The organism is Dietzia natronolimnaea (genome assembly GCF_002289575.1).
GTDB classification, from domain to species: Bacteria; Actinomycetota; Actinomycetes; order Mycobacteriales; family Mycobacteriaceae; genus Dietzia; species Dietzia natronolimnaea_A.
The window spans coordinates 90,065-112,308 of record NZ_NTGA01000014.1 but is presented as its reverse complement, the minus strand read 5'-3'; the positions used below and the strand labels follow the sequence as shown (position 1 = coordinate 112,308).

20 protein-coding genes and 1 tRNA gene are annotated in these 22,244 nt (G+C 72.2%); 1 reads left to right on the top strand and 20 read right to left on the bottom strand.

Annotated elements, in window-relative coordinates; all coding sequences use genetic code 11:
* Positions 1 to 186: 186 nt before the first annotated feature.
* The 17 genes from CEY15_RS08160 to CEY15_RS08080 all read right to left on the bottom strand — a co-directional run bounded on the left by CEY15_RS08160 (position 187) and on the right by CEY15_RS08080 (position 17,223).
* Positions 187 to 1,248: a phosphotransferase family protein gene (locus tag CEY15_RS08160; RefSeq protein ID WP_095718002.1), complete on the bottom strand. Its 1,062-nt coding sequence runs from the start codon at positions 1,246 to 1,248 to the stop codon at positions 187 to 189.
* Positions 1,245 to 2,369 carry a TIGR03857 family LLM class F420-dependent oxidoreductase gene (locus CEY15_RS08155; RefSeq protein WP_017838361.1) on the bottom strand — a complete coding sequence of 375 codons (1,125 nt, stop codon included), beginning with the start codon at positions 2,367 to 2,369 and terminating at the stop codon, positions 1,245 to 1,247. The genes CEY15_RS08160 and CEY15_RS08155 overlap by 4 nt, the downstream gene beginning before the upstream one ends.
* Before the next feature lie 130 nt (positions 2,370 to 2,499).
* Positions 2,500 to 3,033, bottom strand: coding sequence for a Na+/H+ antiporter subunit E (locus CEY15_RS08150; protein WP_017838360.1), 534 nt, complete (start codon positions 3,031 to 3,033; stop codon positions 2,500 to 2,502).
* Positions 3,030 to 4,829: a proton-conducting transporter membrane subunit gene (locus CEY15_RS08145; protein WP_017838359.1), complete on the bottom strand. Its 1,800-nt coding sequence runs from the start codon at positions 4,827 to 4,829 to the stop codon at positions 3,030 to 3,032. Before CEY15_RS08145 ends, CEY15_RS08150 begins: the two co-directional genes overlap by 4 nt.
* Complete coding sequence (locus CEY15_RS08140) at positions 4,826 to 6,373, bottom strand: complex I subunit 5 family protein (RefSeq protein ID WP_095718001.1); 1,548 nt, start codon at positions 6,371 to 6,373, stop codon at positions 4,826 to 4,828. Before CEY15_RS08140 ends, CEY15_RS08145 begins: the two co-directional genes overlap by 4 nt.
* Positions 6,370 to 7,878, bottom strand: coding sequence for a complex I subunit 5 family protein (locus CEY15_RS08135; protein WP_095718000.1), 1,509 nt, complete (start codon positions 7,876 to 7,878; stop codon positions 6,370 to 6,372). Before CEY15_RS08135 ends, CEY15_RS08140 begins: the two co-directional genes overlap by 4 nt.
* Positions 7,875 to 8,198, bottom strand: coding sequence for an NADH-quinone oxidoreductase subunit K (locus CEY15_RS08130; protein ID WP_017838356.1), 324 nt, complete (start codon positions 8,196 to 8,198; stop codon positions 7,875 to 7,877). Before CEY15_RS08130 ends, CEY15_RS08135 begins: the two co-directional genes overlap by 4 nt.
* Positions 8,199 to 9,200, bottom strand: coding sequence for a hydrogenase subunit MbhD domain-containing protein (locus tag CEY15_RS08125; protein ID WP_095717999.1), 1,002 nt, complete (start codon positions 9,198 to 9,200; stop codon positions 8,199 to 8,201).
* Positions 9,197 to 9,496, bottom strand: a complete 300-nt coding sequence (locus tag CEY15_RS08120) for a cation:proton antiporter (protein ID WP_095717998.1) — start codon at positions 9,494 to 9,496, stop codon at positions 9,197 to 9,199. Before CEY15_RS08120 ends, CEY15_RS08125 begins: the two co-directional genes overlap by 4 nt.
* Positions 9,493 to 9,753, bottom strand: coding sequence for a hypothetical protein (locus CEY15_RS08115; RefSeq protein ID WP_095717997.1), 261 nt, complete (start codon positions 9,751 to 9,753; stop codon positions 9,493 to 9,495). The genes CEY15_RS08120 and CEY15_RS08115 overlap by 4 nt, the downstream gene beginning before the upstream one ends.
* A gap of 37 nt (positions 9,754 to 9,790) precedes the next feature.
* The gene (mgtE, locus tag CEY15_RS08110) at positions 9,791 to 11,239 is read right to left on the bottom strand and encodes a magnesium transporter (protein ID WP_017838352.1); all 1,449 of its coding nucleotides are present in this window, start codon (positions 11,237 to 11,239) and stop codon (positions 9,791 to 9,793) included.
* Entirely contained in the window at positions 11,232 to 11,609 is a 378-nt protein-coding gene (locus CEY15_RS08105) for a cation:proton antiporter (RefSeq protein WP_095717996.1), read from the bottom strand. The genes mgtE and CEY15_RS08105 overlap by 8 nt, the downstream gene beginning before the upstream one ends.
* Entirely contained in the window at positions 11,606 to 11,863 is a 258-nt protein-coding gene (locus tag CEY15_RS08100; RefSeq protein ID WP_017838350.1) for a monovalent cation/H+ antiporter complex subunit F, read from the bottom strand. The genes CEY15_RS08105 and CEY15_RS08100 overlap by 4 nt, the downstream gene beginning before the upstream one ends.
* Positions 11,860 to 12,225, bottom strand: coding sequence for a Na+/H+ antiporter subunit E (locus CEY15_RS08095; RefSeq protein WP_017838349.1), 366 nt, complete (start codon positions 12,223 to 12,225; stop codon positions 11,860 to 11,862). The genes CEY15_RS08100 and CEY15_RS08095 overlap by 4 nt, the downstream gene beginning before the upstream one ends.
* On the bottom strand, positions 12,222 to 13,922 hold the full coding sequence (locus tag CEY15_RS08090; RefSeq protein WP_095717995.1) for a monovalent cation/H+ antiporter subunit D family protein: 1,701 nt from the start codon (positions 13,920 to 13,922) through the stop codon (positions 12,222 to 12,224). The genes CEY15_RS08095 and CEY15_RS08090 overlap by 4 nt, the downstream gene beginning before the upstream one ends.
* Positions 13,919 to 14,332: a sodium:proton antiporter gene (locus tag CEY15_RS08085; RefSeq protein WP_095717994.1), complete on the bottom strand. Its 414-nt coding sequence runs from the start codon at positions 14,330 to 14,332 to the stop codon at positions 13,919 to 13,921. Before CEY15_RS08085 ends, CEY15_RS08090 begins: the two co-directional genes overlap by 4 nt.
* Positions 14,329 to 17,223 (bottom strand): DUF4040 family protein, encoded by a 2,895-nt coding sequence (locus tag CEY15_RS08080; protein WP_095717993.1) that lies wholly within the window; start codon positions 17,221 to 17,223, stop codon positions 14,329 to 14,331. Before CEY15_RS08080 ends, CEY15_RS08085 begins: the two co-directional genes overlap by 4 nt.
* A 167-nt stretch (positions 17,224 to 17,390) precedes the next feature.
* Between CEY15_RS08080 and CEY15_RS08075 the strand changes: the two genes are divergently transcribed.
* Entirely contained in the window at positions 17,391 to 18,899 is a 1,509-nt protein-coding gene (locus tag CEY15_RS08075) for a hypothetical protein (RefSeq protein WP_245847403.1), read from the top strand.
* Here CEY15_RS08075 and CEY15_RS08070 read toward each other — a convergent pair.
* The 3 genes from CEY15_RS08070 to CEY15_RS08060 all read right to left on the bottom strand — a co-directional run bounded on the left by CEY15_RS08070 (position 18,862) and on the right by CEY15_RS08060 (position 22,207).
* Positions 18,862 to 20,919, bottom strand: a complete 2,058-nt coding sequence (locus CEY15_RS08070; protein ID WP_095717991.1) for an acyl-CoA dehydrogenase — start codon at positions 20,917 to 20,919, stop codon at positions 18,862 to 18,864. The genes CEY15_RS08075 and CEY15_RS08070 overlap by 38 nt on opposite strands.
* Positions 20,920 to 21,059: 140 nt before the next feature.
* A tRNA-Pro gene (locus CEY15_RS08065) sits at positions 21,060 to 21,133 on the bottom strand.
* An 87-nt stretch (positions 21,134 to 21,220) separates the two neighbouring features.
* Positions 21,221 to 22,207 (bottom strand): metallophosphoesterase, encoded by a 987-nt coding sequence (locus CEY15_RS08060; protein ID WP_017838343.1) that lies wholly within the window; start codon positions 22,205 to 22,207, stop codon positions 21,221 to 21,223.
* Between the last annotated feature and the right edge of the window lie 37 nt (positions 22,208 to 22,244).

The following is a 22,244-nucleotide window of genomic DNA, read 5'->3' as shown; positions in this document are numbered from 1 at the left end:
GCCCGGAATGGTCCATTGCGGCAGCGCGAGTCATCGACGAGCGGGCATAGGCGACGCGCAACCCGGCGGGGGTGGCCGGGCGGTGGCATAGGCGACGCGTAACCCGGCGGGGGCGGCCGGGCGGTGGCAAAGGCGACGCGCCACCCGGTTGGGGGCGTCGGGGCAGGGGGTCTGCGGAGCGGTGGGTCAGCCGCCGCGGACCACGGCGAGGGCGTCATGGTCCGCGATGGCCCGACAGGCCCGCCGCATGAGCAGGGCGAACATCTCGTCCCCGCGCTCGGTCCGGGTGCCGTACATCCAGCCGAAGATCCCGAGGACCGGAGTCTGGAGCAACCCGTACACGTAGTCGTCCCAGCAGGTGTCGAGGGAGTAGTCGGCCACCCCGAATCCGACGAGCGCGCGGTGATAGTCGGCCACGATCCCCCGCTCGGCGGCCCGGCGGTCGGCGACGTCCAGACTGGATCCGAGAAAACCGCCGAGGTCCCGCCCGGGCAGCCCCACGGTGAGGGTCTGCCAGTCGCAGGCCAGGGACGGCCGCTGCCCCGAGGGGTCGATCAGCATGTTGTCGGCGCGATAGTCGGCGTGCAAGAGGGTGTAGCGATCGGACCGCCCGTTGGCCCAGTCGGCGATCAGCGGCGCGATCTCGGACAGGATCCGCCGCTCGTCGTCGTCGAGCCTGTCCCCCAACTCGGAGAGGAACGCCTCCAGGGCCGGCCCGCCGAGCTCCTGCAGGGTGACGTTGTCCTCGACCGACGGGCAGGAGAGCCCGTCGATGCCGCGCAGTGCCGGATCGCACCAGCGTGGTCCGTGCAGTCCGGCGAGGTTGATCGCGCAGTCGCGGGCGTCGTCGATCGTCAGCCCGGTGAGCTGGTCGCCCTGGACCAGCGGTGACACGTCGTCGAGCACGAGCGTGAAGTCGCCCTCCCGCTCCCCGAGAACCGCGAACCGGGCCCGAGGGACCCGCACGGCCACGGTCGGCGCCAGGTCACGGTAGAACAGGACCTCGCTGCGGTAGACGCCGTGCAGGAGCGGCCGCATGCCCTCGTCGGGGTTCGGGAGTTTGACGAACAGCGTCGGAGGCAGCCCGTCACCGTCCACGTGGGCGACCACGCAGCAGCCGATCTGCCCCGTCCCCACGGCCTCGGTCCGCGCCGACCGGACCTCGGTGCCGAGCGCCGCGGTGAGCCACTGCGCCGTCACCTCCTCCGGCGTACAGACCACGGGGGCGCTCGACTCGACACCGGTCATGTCTGGGGGTCCTTCCGCAGGAGGAATCGTCCGGGGTTGGTGGCGAGGCGGTCGAACCGGCGGGGGTCGCGCCGCCGGCGCCAGGCGGCCAGGACCGGGGCGAGCTCGTCCGGGGTGGCGCCGTGCAGGACGACGGAGTCCGCGCCGAGCGCGAGCTGCCCCTCGATGCGGTCGGCGCAGTGGTCTGCGCTGCCGACCGCCGCGCAGGCCACCCACTCGTCGGGCAGCACCTCGCGGGCGTGGCGCAGGATGTCGAGGTCGTCGGTCGCGTCGAGCGCCCCGGAGTGCGCGGACAGGCGCTCGTCGGCGCGGAACCGTTCCAGGCCCGCCGGGTCCCAGCCGTTCACCCGGACCAGCACGTCGCCGTACCCGGTGAGGTAGGTGGCCAGGCGACCGACGAGCTTGCGCAGGCGCGCGGTCTCGTCGAGCGAGTCCTCGATGGTGGCCATCACCGACCAGATCCTCACCTGCGCCGGATCGCGGCCCGCCCGCTCGGCGGCCTCGCGGACCAGCCGGACGGATCTGGCGACGGCCGCGTCGGACATGAAGGTGTGCAGGACCACGCCGTCGGCGATCCGTCCGGCGAGCCGGAGCGAGTTGTCTCCCATGGCCATGAGCAGAACCGGGACGTCCTCGTCGAAGGACGAGTCCTGGACGAGGTAGGGGTAGCTGCCCGCCGGGCCGTCGTGGCCCACCACGGATCCGCCCCGCCACAGCGTGCGGTAGATGCCCACCGCGTCCTCGAGTTGCGCGGAGGTGACGTGCGGCAGGCCCATGATGTCGAACAGCAGCGGGATGCCGCGGCCCAGCCCGAAGGCGTACCGACCGCCGGACATCCGGTGCAGCGTGGTGGCCATGGTCGCGGTGACGAGCGGGTGCCGGGTGTTGTGGTTGGTCGCGGCGGTCCCCACGCCGATCCGGGTGGTCGCAGCGACCGCGGCACCCGCCATGACCGCCGCGTCCTTGAGGGCGAACCGTTCCGACAGGAGGATCGATCCGAGCCCCAGCTCCTCCGCCCGGGCCGCCTCGACGATGAGGTCGGCCGGCGACGCGCTGTGTCCGGCCAGGCCGTAGCAGGCGAGCTCGGGCATGAGCGGCAGGGCGGGGTCGTCGTAGGTCATGCGTGCCCTTCGGCAGGACGGAGCAACAGGCGGAAAAGTGACACGTGTCACGTTACCCCGCCGCCGGAGGTCCGCCGGCCCGATCGGCGCGTCCTGAACCGCGCGCCTCGCCAGCTCCGCCCGCTCCGGGTCAGCTCCCGAAGATGCGCCCCAGGCGATGCTCGAGTCCGGCCCACGCGTGGGCCGCGTCGATGTTCTCCGCGAGCACGTGCAACTCCACCCAGTCCGTGGCCTCGTCGTCGTCGGAACCCTCGCCCTCGTCCGTCCCTTGGTCCTCGTCCGATCCCTCGTCCACCACAAGGGTGCCGGGCATGAGGTTGATCATCCACAGCGCCAGGCGGCGACCGGCGGGTGTCCCGGACCGGATCGGGAGCCGCAGTGTGTGTGGGGAGATGGGCATGCGGGGGTCCAGCGCCCGGCGGGCCACGTCGGCGCCGCCACGCAGGAGTTGGAGCAGGAACCACCCCGCCAACTGCGGCGCCGCCCACGGCCGCCGACCGGTCCGGTCGCGCGCCGGTGGGATCGCCCGGAGGCTCAGAGCCGTCGCCGCCACGGCCGCCGCGAGCCCGTAGTACCAGAACCGCGGGTCACCCTCGGCGAGGACCCACCACAGGAGCAGCAGCGGCAGGAACCGGACGATCCCGGAACGGGCGTAGCGGATCATGAGGCCACCTCCGCGGCCACGAGGACCGTGGCCAGCCCGAGGAGGAGCAGGCCGCGTCCGGCGCGGGACCGTAGGAGCGCCTCGATCGTGTCGACCCCGCGACCCGCCCTGTCGGCGGGATGATGCGCGGTCAGGCGTGCGGCGGCCTGCTCGATCACGCGACGCGGACCCACGGCCGCCGACCGTGTGAACGCCATCGCCGACCGGACGAGCCGTTCCTCGGGGACGACCAGGTCACCGGGTGGGACAGTGCGGCCGTCGGGGTGGGCGGCCCACCCGGGCAGGATGTCCCGCGCGGACAGCCACCAGGCCAGCCCGCCGATCGCCAATCCCAGCAGAATCGGCCAGGTGGCGTCCCACAGGGTCACGGCGTCGAGGCCGGGGACCGTCCCGACCGGTAGCCAGAGGTCGGTGACGATCCAGGGCAGTGTGATCCCGCCGGCCACCAGGACCAGCCAGGCGGCGAGTTCGGCGTCCCCACGCCGGCGGGTCTCCGGCTCTCCGTGCGCGAGCAGCCACCCGAAGCGCAGGAGGAGCAGCGTCGACCCGGTCGCGATGAGGGGGAGCAGGGTGACGAGGTCCATCCCCAGGACGGTGGCCTCGCCGACGGCGGACTTGGCGGCGTACTTGCCCACCGAGCCGGAGCTGAACGGGGCCCCGGCCACCGCGAGCCCGGCCCCGACCAGCCCCACCACGACGATCCACCGTCTGACTCCCCGGGCGTGGTGCTTCCACACCGGGACACCGAGGAACAGCGCGCCCTTGGCCAGCGCGTGGTGGACGGCGTAGGTCACGGCGGCCGGCGCGACCGCCGGCGCGAGTTCGGGTGCGGCGAGCGCGACCCCGACGAGCGCGGCGAGGAACCCCATCTGGCTGATGGTGGAGTAGGCCAGCACCACCTTGGGGTCCTTCTGGAGCTCGCCGGCCGGGACCGCGAGGAACGCCCCGCCCAGCGCCAGCAGGACCAGGGTCAGTCCCCACCCGGGCAGGGCGACCTCCCCGAGGGGGAGGAATCGAAGCCACCCCACCAGGCCGGCCTTGACCATCGCGCCGGACAGGACCGCGCTCGCGGCGGGCGGCGCCGCCGGGTGGGCGAGCGGGAGCCACACGTGCAGCGGCAGCGTCCCGGCCTTCACGCCGAACCCGACCAGCAGCAGCGCGACGATCACCCCCGTGTTCGGCGCGGCGGCGACGGCGGCCGGGGCGTCGGCGAGCCGGGTCCCGCCCGCGGCGGCCACCATGAGGATCGCGGCGAGGATGGCGGTCTCGCTCACCACGGTGAGCACCAGGTAGACGCGCCCCGCCCGCATCGCCGACTCGGTCCGGTAGTGCACGACCAACCCGTAGGCGGCGAAGCTCATCACCGCGTATCCGAGGTAGAAGGTCACCGCGTCGGCCGCGGTGAACACCGCTGTGGTGCCGGTGTGGCAGATCAGGAGGAACGCCACGAGGTCGCGGCTGCGGTCCGTGGCCGTCCACGCGACCGCGGCCAGGGCGGAGCCGTAGAGCAGTGCGGACACCAGCACCAGCGGCCGGCCGAGTGCGTCGAGTTCGAGGTGGGTGCCCACCAGCAGCCACGGCACGTCGATCGGGATGCCCCCGCCCGCCCCGGGGGCCACGGTGAGCAGGATCGCGGGCAGGCACGTGAGGGGGGCCAGGCGGACCAGTAGCACTGATACCCCGCCGATGGCGCGGCCGCCCACCTCGCCGATGACGCGGCTCGTGGCCAGGATCCCCAGCCCCGCGGCGACCAGCAGGGGGAGCAGGAAGGTCGCGGTCCACAGCGTGGTGGTCACGGGAACACCCCTCGCGCGATGAAGGTGGCCATGGCCAGCGGGGCGTAGGGGGCGGCGGCGACGATCCCGACGGCCAGGGAGAGTCCGGCGGTGATGACCGCGGGGACGAGGAGGGCGGCCGGGGCCTCGAGCCCCCGCCGGCGTCGGTAGTCGGGCACCTCCGGCGAATCCTGGTGCGACTCCCCGCGCGATTCTTCAGCGCGTCGGAACCACATGGCCACGACGGGGGGCAGGAAGTACGCGCTGTTGAGCACCGCGCTGGCCACCAGGACCCAGAGCACCCACTGGTTCTCCGAGTCGAGCGCCCCGAGCCCCAGCTCCCACTTGGAGATGAACCCTGCGACCGGGGGCACACCGATCATGCCGAACGCGCCGACGGTGAACGCCGCGCACGTCCACGGCATGCGTCGGCCCAGTCCCGCCAGGGCCGAGACGGTCTTGATCCCCAGGACCTCGGCGAACAACCCCGCGCAGAAGAACAGGGTGATCTTCATGAGGCCCTGGTGCACGAGGTGGGCCAGGCCGCCGGCGGTGCCCACCGCGGTGACCAGGGTGATCCCCAGCGTGATGTAGGACACCTGGCTGACGGTCGAGTAGGCGAGTCGCTTCTTGAGGTCGTCCTGGAAGAGCGCGCGCACCGATCCGTAGAGCACGGTGAAGGAGGCCAGGACGAGCAGGGGCGTGAGGACCCCGAGAGCGGAGGCCACCTCCACGCCGTAGACATCGTCGATCACGCGGACCAGGCCGAACACGCCCGCCTTGACCACGGCCACCGCGTGGAGCAGGGCACTGACGGGTGCGGGCGCGACCATCGCGCGGGGCAGCCAGCCGTGGAGGGGGAACAGCGCGGCCTTGACGCCCAGGCCGGCGACCATGAGGGCGAAGATCGCGACGGCCGTGGCCGGCGAGTCCGCCGCGAGTGCGCCCACCGCCTCGACCCCGCCCGGGCTGAACTCGACGTCGCCGACCAGGGCGGAGAGCCAGACGATCCCGGTGAGCAGGCTGAGCCCACCGCCGAGGGTGTACAGCATGTAGAGGCGGCCGGAGCGTCGCGCGGCCGCGGTGCCGTTGTGCACCACCAGTGGGTAGGTGACCAGGGTGAGCAGCTCGTAGAACAGCAGGAACGTCACGAGGTTCCCGGAGAAGGCGATCCCGACGGTCGCGGTCACGCACAGGGCGAAGAACCCGAAGAACCGGCTGCGGTGCGGGCGGTCCTCGAGGTATCCGATGGCGTACACGGTGGTCAGCAGCCATAGCAGGGACGACAGTCCCGCGAACAGCAGGGACAGGGGCTCGATGCGCAGGACGAAGTCGATCCCCGGCAGCAGCGCGGTCCGCCACTCGGGCCTGGCCCCGCCCACCACGACCGGCACCATCAGCGCGATGAGTCCCAGCTTGACCGCGGCGGCGCCGAGGTTGACGGTCGATCTCGAGCGGACTCCCCCCTCGGGGATGAGGAAGACGGCCACGGCGGTGACGAGCGAGATCGCCAGCGGCGACAGGACGAGCAGGCTGCCCGGCAGGAGGTCCACGAGGTCGGTCATGGCTGGACCCCCGGGGTCAGGCCGACGGTCGCGAGCTCGGCGAGCGGGACGGACGCGAAGGTCGCGCCGACGGTCACCAGCGCGAGCAGGAGGGGGAGCACGGTCACGACGCGGGGCGGGGCGGGGCGCGCCCGGTGCGGTGCGGAGTCGATGCCGTCCTCGGCCGCCCCGGTCAGCAGGGCCTGCAGTGGGCGCAGCAGGTACCCGGCGGCCACGAGCGTGCCCGCCGCCACCACCGCCACGATCCACCAGGCCCGGACCTCGACGGCAGCGGAGAGCAGCTGCCACTTGCCGGCGAAGCCGAGAGTCACGGGGAGCCCGGCCAGGCTGACCGCGCAGATCCCTATCGCCATGGTCACCACCGGCAGCTCGGCGCCCCGCCCGGTGAGGGAGTCGATCCGGTCGTTCCCGAGCTGCTCCTTGAAGATGCCCGCGGCCAGGAAGAGGGCCGACTTGGCGAGCCCGTGCGCCACGGCGAGGGTCACCACCGCGCCCAGGGCCACCGTCGCGGGAATCCCCTGCCGGTCGGCGGCGGCGGCGAGCGGGAAGAAGAGGAACAGGTATCCGACCTGGGAGACGGTGGAGTACGCGACGAGCCGCTTGAACCCGGTGGCGCGGAGTGCGGCCAGGCCGGCCCACAGGATCGACCCGGCCGCCGCGACGCCGATCACCACCGCCACGCCGGTGACGGGACCGGTGACCTCGGTCCACACCCGGATGGCGACGACGAACGACGCTTTGACCACGAGGCCCGACAGGATCGGGCTCACCGCCGCCGGGGCCTGCCCGTGGGCCCCGGGCAGCCACCCGTGGAGCGGGAACACCGCCGACTTGAGTGCCATGCCCGCCATCGTCAGCGCCAGGACGGCCGTGAGGAGGGGGCCGTCGTCCGACCCGGCCAGACGCTCGCCCGCGAGCGCGAGGTCGAGGGTCCCGGTGGCGGAGTACACGAGCGTCAGCGCCAGTAGGAACAGCAGTGAGCCCGCGACCGCCACGATGAGGTAGCGGAAGGCCGCCCGCCAGGCGTCCGGTCCGCCCAGGGCGACCAGTAGGACTGCCGCGAGGCCGACGATCTCCAGGGCGACGTACAGGTTGAACAGGTCGCCCGAGACGAACACCGCCGCCAGGCCCGACCACGCGAGCAGCCATGTCGGCCAGAACCAGTCCCTGGACCCGGTGACGCCGGTCGAGGGAGGGTGAGCCGACGCGTGGACCGACACCACGGCCCCGACCACCGCGGAGAGCAGCAGGAACGCTGCACTGATCCCGTCCGCGCGCAGCGAGATGCCGAGCGGGGGTCGGTGTCCGCCGAGGGACACCGCGAGCGGCCCGTGCGCGACGACCAGAGCCACCACCGCGATCCCCGTCGCGGCGGTGAGGAGCGCCGCGATCAGTCCGATCACCCGCCGGGCGGCGGTGGGGACGACGACGACGAGGACCGCCGCCGCCAACGGGAGCAACACGACGCCCGGCACCAACGCCGCCGCGGCGGAGGGGGCGGTCACCGGTCCCGCCCCCCGTCGCCTTCTTCGCCTGGCTCGTCTGGCTCGCTTGGCTCGTCCAGCTCGTCGATGCGGCGCGCGAGCACGACCCCGAGCCCGGTGAACGCCACGGTGATCACGATGCCGGTGAGCGCGAGGGCGTGGGGGACGGGGTCGGGTTCCTCCGCCCGTCCGGCGACGGCCAACAGGACCACCAGCGTGCCGGAGGCGGCCACGTTGAGGGCGACGAGCCTGCGGAAGCGGTCCGCGGCCAGCAGCATCACCACGAGTCCCGACGCCACGAGGACGCTGCCGACGGTCGAGTACCACGCGAAGGAGCTCATCTAGCGCCCGTCCCCGATCCGCGAGGTGTCCCTGCGTACCGCCAGGAAGATGAGGGTCAGACCCGCCCCGATGGAGACGGTGAGCGCGGTCTCGACGCCGATCGTCGCCGCCGACTCCCACCCCGGGGGCATCGCAAGCCAGTGGCCGGCCAGCAGCAGTCCCAGGCCCCCGGCGGCGAGGAACGCGGCGGGGCCGACCACCACGAGCCACCGGCCGCGGCTGCCGTGCAGGATCCCGGGCGGCACCCCGGCCAGGGTCGCGAGGATCATCACGCCCGCGACGGCCGCCCCGCCCTGGAACGCCCCGCCCGGGCGGTAGGCACCGGCGAACAGGAGCCACGCCGCGAGGAGGAGCAGGACGGGTGAGGCCAGCCGGAGGAAGTCGGCGAGCGAACGGTGGACTGGGCCGGTCACGGCCCCGCCGGCCCGGTCCCCGACAGCCCATGGCACGGGGGAGCGCGGTGTCCGCGGCGCGACGGAGGCCAGGGCGAACGCCCCCACCACGGCCACGAGGATCACCGCGACCTCGAGCAACGTGTCGTAGGCACGGAAGTCCAGCAGGACCGCGGTGATGGGATGCCCGGTGGCGGTGGTGTCCATCGCCTCGGCGACGGTGTCGTTGAGCGGGGGGTGGCGGTCCGATCCGTCCGAGGCGAGGACCGCCCGCAGCAGCAGCGCGGCGAACCCGGCGCCGATCAAGGCACCGACCGACCACACCGCGACGCCGGCGCGACCGATCCGCGGGGCGGTGCCCCGACGGCGGTCGGCCACGGCGTCCACGAGAAGCGCGCCGGTCACCCCGGTCCCGATGGCGGCCTCGGCGAGCGCGACGTCCGGTGCGCGGACCCCGGCCCACACGAGCGCGAGGAGTCCGCCGAGAAGGACGAACGAAACGAGCGCGGTGAGGCGGTCCCGCACGGTGAGTGCCACGGCGGCCGCGGCGAGGGCCGCGCCGCCCACCACGATGTCGACCGCGCCGGCATCGATCACGGTATCGATCACGGCGTCGCCCCCCGGTCCGGCTCCGCGGCGAGCAGGGTGGCGGCCACGGCCGCGACGGCCATCCCGAGCACCCAGATGGTGGCGTACTTGGCGACCTCCCAGCCCGAGTCCGCCCGGAGTGAGAGCGCGAGCATCACGAACCCCAGCCCGAGGGTGTCCGCCTTCGTGATGGCGTGGAGGCGGCTGCGCAGGTCCGGGAATCGGAGCAGTCCGACCGTCCCGGCGGTGAAGAACAGGGCTCCGAGCACGGCGGCGATGACCACCGCGACGTCGAGGACGGCGCTCGCACCACTCATCGCGGGCGGGCGGTGACCATCGTGACGGTGAGGACCAGGGCCAGCGCCACCAGGACGAGCCCTGCGTCACGCAGCGACGGAAGAGGGCCGATCACCGAGAGCACCGCCAGCGACGCCGCCCCGGTGGTACCGGCCAGGACGACCCCGGCCACGCGGTCCCGCGGGGCGGGTCCGCGGACCACCCGGACCAGGCACGCCAGGATGTTGAGCACCAGCACGATCACCAGGGCCTGCAGGACGACGGTCACCGGGTCCACGGCGACGATCCCTCCGGCCTTGACGCGGGACCGTGCACTACAACCCCAGCACGGAGCGGGCGATGAGGAAGTAGACGATCAGCCCGATCGCGTCCACGAACGTCGTGATGAACGGGTTGGAGAACACGGCGGGGTCGGCCTTGACGGACTGCGCGAGCAGCGGCATGAGCCCGCCCACGGTGGCGGCGATGGTGCACAACGCCAGCAGTGTCAGGCCGATGACCAGACCGAAGTCGAAACCGAAGATGAACCCGGCGGCGAGAAGACCCACGCCGCCTAGAGCCAGGCCCAGGATGAACCCGGTCCGTACCTCCTGCACGAGCACCCGTAGGGCGTCGCGGGGCCGGACGTCGCCGAGCGCCAGCGCACGCGTGACGGTCGTGGCCGCCTGGTTACCGGTGTTGCCGCCCGTACCGATGATGAGCGGCACGAACAGCGACAGCGCCACCACCTGCTCCAGGGTGGTCTCGAACACCGCCAACACCTGCACGGTGAGCGCGGCGCCCAGGGCGAGCACCAGCAGCCACACCACGCGGGAGCGGACGATGGACCGGACGGGCGTGGAGAGGTACGGCCGACGAAGGGGCTCGGCGCCACCCTGGCGGGCCGCGTCCTCGGTCTCGGCGTCCTCGAGGATCCGCAGCGCGTCGTCGACGGTGAGGATGCCCACGAGGCGGTCCTCCTCGTCCGTGATGGGCAGGACGATCACCCGCTCGTCCGCGCTGAGACGGGCGGCCTCCTCCTCGGAGGCCCGGGCGTGGATCGAGATGGCGTCGTTCATGAGGTCCCCGACGAGCTCGCGGGGATCCGCGCCCATCAGCGAGCGCAGACCGACCACTCCGATCAGTCGGCGGCCCTGGTCCACCACGGGGATCGTGTAAATGGTCTCCACGTCGGCGAGCCGGTCGTGGACCCTGGCGAGCGCCTGCTCGGCCGTCATCTCGGGTCGTGCCGAGACGAACTCCGGCGTCATCCTTCGGCCGATGGAGCCGGCCGGGTAGCCGAGTATCTCGTTGGTGAGGGCCCGTTCCTCGGGAGGGAGGCCGCGGAGGAGGCGGGTGGCGACGAGGGCCGGGAGCTCGTCCATGAGCGCCACGCGGTCGTCGGGGTCGAGTTCCTCGAAGAGGTGGGCGACCTGCTCCTCACGCAGGCCCCGGAGAAGATCCGATTGCACCGGGGCGTCGAGGGCCTCGAACACCACGAGCGCGCGTCCCTTGGGCAGCAGGCGGAACGCGACGGCCAGGTCCCTGTCGGTGCTGCGCTCGAACATGTCCACGACGACCTGGTCGGGGAGCGAGTCCATGAGGTGGGAGGCCGCTCGCAGGTCGCCGCGTGCGCGCAGCCTGGCGAGGCGCCGCGTCGCCTCGTCGAGGCTCATCTCGCCGTAGGAGGCGTCGTCATCGACGGACGCGTCGATGAGCGCGAACCCGGTGGCGTCGGTCGGTGGTGCTGCGGGATCATCCGCGAGATCGCGTGGGTCAGTCATCTCGTGTCACCTCCGTGGAGTCGGTCGGTGGCCCGGTCGTGAACTCGATCTGCGAGTAGCGGGTCGCGGTGGTGGGCGCGGCCCCGGAGAGTAACCCGGCGCGCGCGATGTACATCGCGCCGATCGCCGAGGAGGCGAACTGGAGGAGGGCGGCCACCGCCACCTTGGGCGCGGCCTCCCAGGTGGGGTGCAGCAGGAAGGCGCCCGCGATCACGAAGACCAGCCCGAGCCCGGCGGCCGCACCGATGGCCGACGACCGGACGTAGAGGTCGGGGAATCGCAGGAGACCGATGGCGCCGCCGAGGAACACCACCGCGCCGACGAGGACGGAGACCGATCCCAGGACTGTCGCGAGCAGTTCCCAGTTCATCGCCTACCTCCGGACATGAGTCGGGCCAGCGAGAGGGCGGAGACCAGGCCAACCAGTGTCGCGACCAGGACCAGGTCGTAGACGAAGGGGCTGTCCACTCTCACGCCGACCAGGGCGAGAAGGGCGATGAACGCGAAGAAGAGCAGGTCCGCCGCGATGGCGCGGTCCCCAGCGTGGGGGCCGCGGATCATGCGGTAGGAGGACAGGATCGCCGCGATGGAGACCAGGACGATGGCGATGTCGACGACGATCATCGGGCCAGCCCCTTCCTCCGGATCGCCCGCAGCATGTGGTTCTCCATATCGTGTAGCGACGCGGTCAGGTCGTCGGGATCCGGGAAGTACATGCCGTGGACCACGATCTCCCAGTCCTCACCGTCCCCGGGGTGATGCGCGCCCAGGGTCAGGGTCCCCGGCGTCAGGGTGATGAGGGAGGACAGCACCGTCACCTCGAGTTCGCTGCGGCACCTGGTGGGGAACCGCACGAAGCCCGGCGTGATCGAGGCGTGGGGCCGGAAGGCGTCGCGGACGACCTTCGCGCTGGTGGTGGTCTGTTGCCAGAAGAACCAGAGCAGGAACCACGCGATCCGCAGTGGCCAGGTCAGGGTGGAGGTCATCCGAGCACCGCCTGGATGTAGGTGGTCGGATCGTAGAGGTTGGCCGCGGCGGTCCCGGACAGCTCGAGCAGGAGCTGACCCCCCAGGCCCAACGCCAGCGTCACCACGGACAACGCCAGGGCGGGCGCCGCCAGTGCCAGGCCGATCCGGCGGCCCGGGGGCACGATGACCGGGTCGGGCGAGCCGGCTTCCGAGGTGTCGGTGGCGGCGGCGGTGTCAGTGGCGGTGGTGGATGCCCGAGCCGCTGTGGCGGTCGCCGTGGCGCCCGAAGCGGCGGCGGTGATCTCGACGCCGTCGCGGTGCCGCCCGTCGCGGTCCCTGCCGTCGGGGATGCCCGTCGCGTCCGAGTACGCCGGGTCCAGACCCTCCGGGAGCGTGCGGGAGTCGGTGGGCGTGGGTTCGCCCAGGAAGATCCCGGTCCAGATCTTGAGCATCGACAGCAGGGTCAGGATGCTCACCACCACCGCGACGGCCGCGGCGGCGATCTGGCCGGCGTCCAGGGCTGCGATGATCAGGCTGAGCTTGGCCACGAAACCGGAGAAGGGCGGGATCCCGGCCAGCGACATCGCGGAGGCGAAGAAGGCGATCGCGATGAGGGGTTCGGTCTTGGCCAGACCCGAGAGCTGCCCGAGCCGCCGGGGTCCGTAGCGCACCTCGATCGCGCCGATCGCCAGGAACAACGCGGCCTTGACGATCATGTGGTGCAGCAGATAGAAGATGCCGGCGGTGAGGCCGATGGGGCCGAACAGCGCGACTCCCAGCAGGATGTAGCCGATCTGGCTGACCATGTGGAACGCGAGGATCGAGCGGGGCGCGGCCTCGCCCACGGCGCCGAGCACGCCGATCAGCATGGTCGCCGAGAACACGACGACCCCCACCCACAGATAGCGCGAGTCGCCGTCGAAGATCACCGCGTAGATGCGGTATATCGCGTAGATCGCGATCTTGGTGTGCAGGCCGGAGAACATCGCGGTGACCGCGGGGGACATCTTGGGGTACGCGCGCGCCAGCCACCCGTGCACGGGGACCACCGCCGCCTTGATCGCGAGCGCGAAGAGCACGAGGGCGGTGGCCACCGCGACGGCCGTGTCCTCCGAGGCGGCGCCGTGGAGCTGGGCGATGTTGACGGTCCCCGTGAGCCCGTAGATCAGCGCGACCCCGATCAACAGGATGGTCGAGGCGAGGAGGTTCACCGAGATGTAGAGGCGCGAGGCCGCGACGCCGGCCACGCTCGCCCGCCCGGATCGGGTGATCATCATGAGCCCGTAGGAGGGCAGGAGCATGACCTCGACAAAGACGAAGAAGTTGAACAGGTCCCCGGTGAGCAGAGCGCCGTTGACGCCGGCGGTCACCAGGAGTACCAGCGGAGGGTAGAACCTCTTGTAGGCCTCGCCGGCCGCGACCGCGAAGGCCGCGCATGTGAGCGTCAACAGGCTCGTCACCGTGAGCACGAGCGCGGAGAACATGTCGAGCACGAACGGGATGGACACCCCGGGTGCCCACAATGCGACCTGGTGCACCACGACCGAGCCGTCCGCCACCCACCGCACGGTGGCGACGGCCGCGGCCAACTGCGCCACGAGCACCGCGAACAGCACGGTGAGGATCAGCCGGGTCCTCGAGGCGACCGCGACGAGCACTCCCGCCGTCAACAGCGGGACGGCGACGAACAGGGTGAGGGCGGACTCCAGGGTCATCGGTGGGCCCCTTCCGCGTCGTGGGTCGACGGCTCGTCGGGCTCCGGGTCCTCCGGGTGGGCGCCGCCCGGGGCCTCGGGCAGGAGGTCCAGGTGGTCGAGGTCGCCGATGTCGGTGTCGTCGTCGTCACCACCGATCACCGCCAGCACGAGCAGGTAGATCGTGATGGCGAACGCGATGACGATGGCGGTGAGGACGAACGCTTGCGGCAGACCGTCGGAGGTCAGCGCCGGGTCAGGGTCGGTCACCAGCGGCGCCTCTCGGCGGGACGCGCCGCCGGCCGCCATGAGCGTGAGGTGCGCCGCGTGGCTGAGCAGGATGAAGCCCAGGATCACCCGGACCATCCCGCGCTGCAGGACGAGGAACACGAAGCCGGCCATCAGGACGCCGACGGAGATCGCGAGGGTCATGCCTGTACCTCCCGGTTGTCGGCGACGTCACGGTTGTCGGTGACGTCGATGACCCGATCCGCGTCCTCGGTGGCGGCCGGGGCGGTGGCCTCGGCACCCGGACCGGTGGGCGGTGGCGACGGCACGGCGGGCTCATCGCTCCGGTCGTCCCCGCCGAGCTTGTCGATCGCGGCCATGATCACGCCGAGCACGGCCAGGTAGACGCCGACGTCGAAGACCAGCGCGGTGGTCAGGTGCACGTCACCGAGGTAGGCGTGCAGCGGGAGCAGGAACGAGCCGTCGACGAAGCCCGCCAGGCCCGTGACGACGCCGATGATGACGCCCGCCGCGATGACCCCGACGTACGGCACGCGGATCCGCGCCGCCTCGTCGCTCGGTGCCCGCAGGTAGTAGATCGCGATCCCGGCCCCGCCGATGAGCGCCGAGTTGAACCCTCCACCGGGGGCGTTGTGGCCGCGGACGAGGAAGTAGAGCGAGAGCAGCACGATCAGGGGGCCGAGGATGCGGGCGAACGTGCGCAGGAAGACCCCGTTGTCCCGCGCGGAGAGCAGGGGCGAGTCCGCACCGACGGCGAGCGGCACCTCGCGGCGGGGCAGGGCGCGCCTGGCGTGCAGCGCGAGGATCACCGCGAGCCCGGCGACCCCGAGAACGGTGAGCTCGCCGAGGGTGTCCAGGGCACGGTAGTCGACCAGGACGGTGTTGACCACGTTGATGCCGCCGGTGTCCTCTTCGGCGTTGTCGAGGAAGTACCGGCCGACTTCGGAGAGCTCCCGGCGACCGGTCATGGCCCACACCGCCGCGCCCGAGGCGAGGCCGACCACGATCGCGACCGCCGCGCTGACGAGCGTGCGCGAGCGGGAGACCGTGTGGAAGGCGCGGGGCAGCCGCTGGAGGACCAGGACGATGACGACGACGGTGAGGACCTCGACGAGGAGCTGGGTCAGCGCCACGTCGACCGCGCCCAGGGTGAAGAACCACAGCGCCATGGCGAAGCCGACGATCCCGACGTTCGCGACGGCGCCGAGCCGGGAGCGGGAGATGACCATGGCCGCGGTGCCCACGACGAGCAGGACCACCACGATCCAGTCCTCCGCGCGGACGGGTGAGCCCACCTCGGGCTCGGGGCGGACCGCCACGACTCCGACGGCCGCCAGGGCCACCAGCACCAGTAGTACCGCCCAGACGTGCCGGGAGATCCGGTCGGTGCGGGTGACGTCGCCGACGCGCGCCCCGCCCGCGATGGCCCAGCGGCGCAGGGCGTCGACCGTCGCCACACCGGTGATGGGGGCGAGCTCGCGGTCGAGGAAGCGGTCGACCGGGTGGCGCACCACGACCAGCACGATTCCCAGCGTGATCACGATCATCGACATGAACAGCTCGGGCGCGAACCCGTGCCAGAGTCCGAAATCGGCCTCGTAGCCCTCCCCGATCGACGCGCGGGCGGCGGCCGCGACCGTCGGTTCGAGCAGGAACCCGGTGAGCCCGAGCACCAGTCCCAGCACCGCGGGGAGGGCGGCGGGGAGGAAGAACGAGGCACGCGGGGCCTCGATGGTCTCCGGGGTGCTGTGCACCGGCTCGGGCCCGGGACCCGCCGGCGGGCCGTGGGTGACGAACCCGCCGAGCAGGAAGCGCGCGGAGTAGGCGAAGGTGAACGTGGCGGCGAACACCGCCAGGGCGCCGAGCGCGGGACCGGCCCACGCGCCTCCCGGCGCGTCGAGCATGGACTTGAACATCCACTCCTTGGACACGAAGCCCAGCAGAGGGGGCAGCCCCGCCATCGATGCCGCGGCCAGCCCCACACCGATCGCGGTGCCGGGCATGATGCGGTACAGCCGCGGCAGGCCGCTCATGGCGCGGGTGCCGGTCTGGTGGTCGACCACGCCCACGAACATGAACAGGGACGACTTGAACAGCGCGTGCGCGATGGTGTGGATGATCGCGGCGACCATGGCGGCCGGGGTGCCCACACCGATCGTCGCCACCAGGAACCCCAGCTGGCTGATCGTGGAGTAGGCGAGCAGTTCCTTGAGGTCGTCGCGCTGCATGGCGAACACCGCGCCGAGGACCGCGGTGGTCATCCCGCAGCTGATGAGCAGCAGGTTCCACACCGGGACGTCGTGCAGCGCCTCGGAGAACCGCAGCAGCAGGTAGATGCCCGCCTTGACCATCGCGGCGGCGTGCAGGTACGCACTGACCGGGGTCGCCGCGACCATCGCGTCGGGCAACCACGCCTGGAACGGGAACTGCGCGGATTTGGTGAAGGCGGCCATGGCGATGAGCACCGCGATGACGGCGGCGAAGGCGGGGTCGGCCGACCACACCGGATCGACCAGGATCTCCGACAGGACCGTGGTACCGGTGCGGACCACCATGAGCGCCGCGGCGGTGAGCAGACAGAGCCCGCCGGCGACGGTGACGAGCAGAGTCCGTACGGCGGGTTGCGTGCCCTTGGGCCCCGCGAGCGTGATGAGGAAGAACGAGCAGAGGGTCGTGAACTCCCACGCGACGAAGAGCACCACCACGTCGTCCGCCAGGACGAGCCCGAGCATGGACGCCGCGAACAGCGTCATCAGGCCGTAGTACCCACCGTGGCCCGAGCCGCGTCCGAGATACCGGGACGAGTAGGCCATCACGACGGCCCCGATCCCGAGGACGATCATGGTGAACACCCGGGCCAGCGGATCGAGGGACAGACGGAGCTCGACCCCGAGTGCGGGCATCCACTCGACCGACGCGACGGTGTCGACGGGGATGGCGAACCAGATGTACAGGGCGAGGCCACCGAGCATGGCGGCGAGCGGCCGCCCCGCGTCCCGCCCCATCATGCGGGCCAGCAACGGTGAGATCGCCGCGATGCCGAAGGCCACTGCGAGGGCGAGGGTCAAGGTCACGTGCCGTTGGCTCCGGTGGTGGTCGGGGTGGGCGTCGGAACAGACCCGTGGGAACCGAGCCCGCCGACCCAGGTTAACACTCCCGATCGCGGCGGATTCGAGCAGGATTGAGGGGCATGCCGAATGACCTGCGGGAACGGGTGCTCTACATCACTACCATCCACGGCATGCCCCCCATCCCCAGTGCAGCCGACAGGACGGACGACCCGGCGGATGAGCCCGTGGACGACCGGGCCGACGACCACACCGACGACCGGGAGGGTGACCCGGCGGGTGAGCCGGTCGCCGCGACCCCGGACGCACCGGGGCCCGGCCGGCGGGCGCTGGCGCTGGTGGTGCTGGTCCTGCCGTTGGTCCTGGCCGCGCTGTGGGCTGCCGTCGGTCCGACCCCGGCCGAGGACCCCGACCGCGCCGGTGCGGGTGGGCCCCTGCAGTCCGCACTCGCCGACGCCTCGGCCCAGTCCACCTTCACCAGAGCCGGGGCGGAGCAACTCCGGGACGGGTCGGCCGAGCTGGCGGACGGGGCCGAACAGATGCGAGCGGGTGGCGCCGAGCTCGCGGGCGGGATGGACCAACTCCAGTCGGCGATCGGCCAGGCGGGCAGCGGTGCGACCGAGGTCGCCGGCGGGGTGCGGGAGGTCGTCGGGGCGGTTCGTGGGGTGGCGGTGATCCAGGGGCAGGTCTCGACGGCCATCGAGGACGCGCTGGGGCGCCTACAGGGCGACGCCCCCGAGGTGGTCCGCGCCAGGGAGGCGCTCCTCGGCCTTCGCCAGCAGCTCGCCACCCAGGGGATGGGACAGGGCACCCTCGACGGACTCGACGCGCTGGAGGGTGGGGCCGACGAGCTCGCCCGCCAGCTCTCCGCCCCGGGCGCACCCCTGCGTGACGGTGTGTTCCAGCTGACCCGGGGATCGCACGATCTGCGGGACGGCGCCGCGGAACTGGCCGCCGGGACCGTGGAACTCCGCGACGGCGCCGCCGGGGTGGCCGGATCCGCGGAACGGACCGACGCGGCGGTCAGCAGGGCCGGACGGGCGCTGGCGGCCGAACGAGGAGACGCCGGGGCGGCCGCCGCCGAGGCCGCCGACGCCACCCAGCGCCGCACCTCGGCAGGGATCCTCGCCCTCGCCGCGGCGGCGGTGCTGGGGGCGCTGCTCGTGCAGCTGGTCCGCCGGCCCGGCTCCGGTCTCACCGAACCGGTCCTCGCCCTGGCGGTCCTGTCCGCGGGCCTGTCCGCGTGGGCCCTCGCCACCGCCGACGCGCCGACCGCCGCGACAGCGGCGGCCGTCGTGGGACTGATCGTCCTCGTCGTCGTCGCCTCGTCGACCCTCTGGCACGCACTGACGGTCGTGCTCGGCCGGTGGCCCGGCCGCGTGGCGGGTCTGCTCGTGGCGGCCACCTCGATCGGGGTCGCCTGGTGGGTGTGGGTGTCCGGGGGTGCCCCGACCGCCGCGCTCACGGCGGTGTCGGGCACCCCCACCGGTCAGGCCACCGCAGCCCTCGACGCTGTTCTGCTGGGTGGCTCGCCGACGGTGGCGTGGACCGGTGCCGCGGTGCTGGCCGCGGTGGCCCTGTGCGCCGGTATGGCGTCCGGGATCTGCGGCCGGCGGCCCGTCGGTCGCGCTGGCCGGCTCTCGATCAGGTCTCGAGTGGGGCGTCCACGCCGCCGTCGGTGAGCATCGGGACGTCAAAGACGAACTCGGGGATCGCGAACGCGTCCACCAGGGTCCGCGCCTTGCCCGCGAGCTTGGTGCACAGGCGGTTGCGGGCGGCGGTCGCGGCCTTGGTGCGCTCGGTCGTCAGGCGGTTGTGCTCGAGGAACCAGCCCTTGTCGCGGTCCACGATGTCCAGGACGTACAGATCGCACAAGGTTCCCAGGACCTCCTTGGCCTCCGGGTCCTCGCAGGCGTCCACGGCCTCGGCGAAGCGGGCGAACACCCAGCTGTCCATGTGCGCGCGCCCGGCCTGCAGCATGTGGTCCTGCGCCGAGTTGAACACCTTGAACGCCGCCGAGCCGTCCTCGCCCTGGGCCTTGCGCAGGCGGCGCGCGACGGTCTCCAGCAGGTGCTCCTCCCGGTCGACCAGCAGCTCCAGCTGGTTGGCGCGGTCGAGCAGGTCGGTGTTCTCCCGGTCCGTCACGGTGTCGATGAGCTTCTGCCACAGCGTCGACGCACGCGCCTTCTCCTGCACCACGTCCACCGCGGTGGTCAGGGCGAAGGCCACGGTCTCGCGCTGGTCCATGTCCCCGAACTCGGCGGCGTAGGCGCCGAGCAACTCCTTGGCCACCAACTGCGTGAGCACGACGTTGTCGCCCTCGAACGTGGAGAAGACGTCGCAGTCCTTGCGCATCTCGGTGAGCAGGTTCTCGGACATGTACCCGGCGCCGCCGCACGCGAGGCGGGCCTCGATGATGGTGTCGTTGGCGAACCCCGTCACCGTGGCCTTGATGCCCGCGGCGTGGGACTCCATCTCGCGCCGACGCTCGGCGTCGAAGGCGTCCGGGTTCTTCTCGAAGTCGTGCAGGTCGGCGACGATCGCGTTCTGGGCGCACGCGTAGGCGTACGCGCGGGCGATCCGCGGCATCAGGCGTCGCTGGTGCTCGCGGTACTCCAGCAGCGGGATGCCCTTGCCCGTCTCGGGGTGGTCGAACTGGCGGCGGATCAGCGAGTACCGCACCGCCATGGCCAGCGCGGTCCGGGCGGTGGCGCCGGCGGCCGCCCCCACCGACACGCGGCCGCGGATCAGCGTGCCGAGCATGGTGAAGAAGCGGGCGCCGACCGAATCGATGGGCGACGAGTACCGGCCCTCGGCGTCCACGGCGCCGAACCGGTCGAGGAGCGCCTCGCGGGGCACCCGCACGTGGTCGAACATGATCTTGCCGTTGTCCACGCCGAGCAGTCCGCCCTTGTGGCCGTGGTCGGTGGTGGTGACGCCCGGGAGGTCGTTGCCGTCCTCGTCCCGGATCGGCACCAGCAGGCAGTGGACCCCGTGGTGGACCTCCTCGCCGTCCTCGTCATGCGTGATGAGCTGGGCGAACACGGCGGCCATCGAACCGTCGCGGGCGGCGTTCCCGATGTACCACTTCTCCGAGCTCGGAGTGGGGGAGTGGACGACGAACTCGCCCGTGTCGCGGTCGAAGGTCGCGGTGGTCTCGAGGTTCTGCACGTCCGAGCCTCCACCGAGCTCGGTCATGGCGAAGCATCCCATCAGGTCCAGCGACATGACCTTCGGCAGGTACCTGCCGCGCGTCTCGGCGTTCCCGAGGTTCGCGATGGCCCCACCGAACAGGCCCCACTGCACGCCCGCCTTGACCATGAGCGACAGGTCCAGGTGGCCGAGCATCTCGAAGGAGGTCAGCGCCCCGCCGGTGTCCCCTGTGCCGCCGTCCTCGGTGCGGAACCCCAACCCGGGCAGACCCGAGTCGGCGAGGAGCCTCATCTGCTCGAGCACCCGCGCGCGGTGCTCCTCCATCGTCGCCCCGATCGGGTTGAGCATGTCAGGGGTCATGGCCTCGCGCGTCATCCGGCGCGCGTCCGCCCAGCGGCCGTCCAGAACCTTCTGGAGTCCTGCGGCGAGGGCGGGGTCCCCTTGGCCGGTCGTGGTGATCCGGCCGTAGTGGGAGTGCCCCGCACTGGCCGGCTGGGGGGCCGCCGCGCCGGGGGCCGGGGCGTTCTGGACGTCGGTCTCGGTGGTCATGACACAACCCTACGGATCTGTTACGCCGACGTGCACCGGAAGCGTGGTCGTCGCGACTCGGTTGTGCGCCGGTCCGGGTCCGCCCCTGCCCCACAAATGAGCGAGGTCCCGGACCGTGAACGGCCCGGGACCTCGCATTGTCGGGGTGGCGGGATTCGAACCCACGACCTCTTCGTCCCGAACGAAGCGCGCTACCAAGCTGCGCCACACCCCGCTGACAACGAGGGATACTCTAGCGCCCCGCCGGATGAATCGCGAAACCGGGGTGTATCGCGAAACCGGGGTGACGCGCGGAACCGGGTCAGGCCGGCAGCGGGATCCGTTCGCGCAACGGCGTCTCGGGGACCGAGGCCTCCTCACCGCCACCGCCGGGCCCGGCGACCAGCTCAAGCAGCGTCGCCTCTGGTCTGCAGAACGTCCGGACCGGCACGTACGGCGAGGTGCCGAGTCCGGCGGACACGTGCAGGACCAGGTTCCGGCCCCAGGCGGACAGTCCCTGGGCGCGCGAGCGGTCGATGCCGCAGTTCGTGACGATCGCCCCAGTGGGGAGGCAGAGCTGCCCACCATGGGTGTGGCCCGCCACCGCGAGGTCGTACCCGTCGGCGTCGAAACGGTCGAGCACCCGGGGCTCGGGGGAGTGGACGAGGCCGATCCGCAGGTCGAACGCCGGACCGGCGGGTCCCTCGATCTCGCTGTAGCGGTCGCGACCGATGTGCGGGTCGTCGACCCCCGCCACCAGGACGCGACGGCCGTCCACGGAGATCTCCGCGCGCCGATGGGTGGCGTCCACCCATCCACGCTCGGAGAACGCGGCCTTGAGGTCCCGCCACGGCAGCGGAACGGAGGAGTGCTTCTTCCGTCCGACGCCGAGGTACGACAGGGGGTTCTTGGGTACCGGCGCGTAGTAGTCGTTGGAGCCGAACACGAACGCCCCCGGCCGGCCCAGCAGAGGACCGAGCGCCTGCACGACGGACGGCACCGCGCGCACATCAGAGAGGTTGTCCCCGGTGTTGAGCACCAGATCCGGCTCCAATCGGGCCAGGGCCGCGAGGAACTCCTGTTTCCGCTTCTGACCGGGCATCATGTGCAGATCCGAGATGTGCAGGATCTTCAGCGGCTCCGAGCCCGGCGCGAGCAGCGGGAGGGAGTGACGACGGACGGTGAACGCGTTGCGCTCCCATCCGGACGCGTAGACCGTGCCCGCCACGACCGCGCCCGCGAGGACGGCCGCCGCGCGGGCGGAGGGGCTCGACGGGGTGCTCCGGGGCCGGCGGGAGGGGCGCTGCATCCCACCATCCTACCGGCGGTGCCCGTGTGAAGGCGCC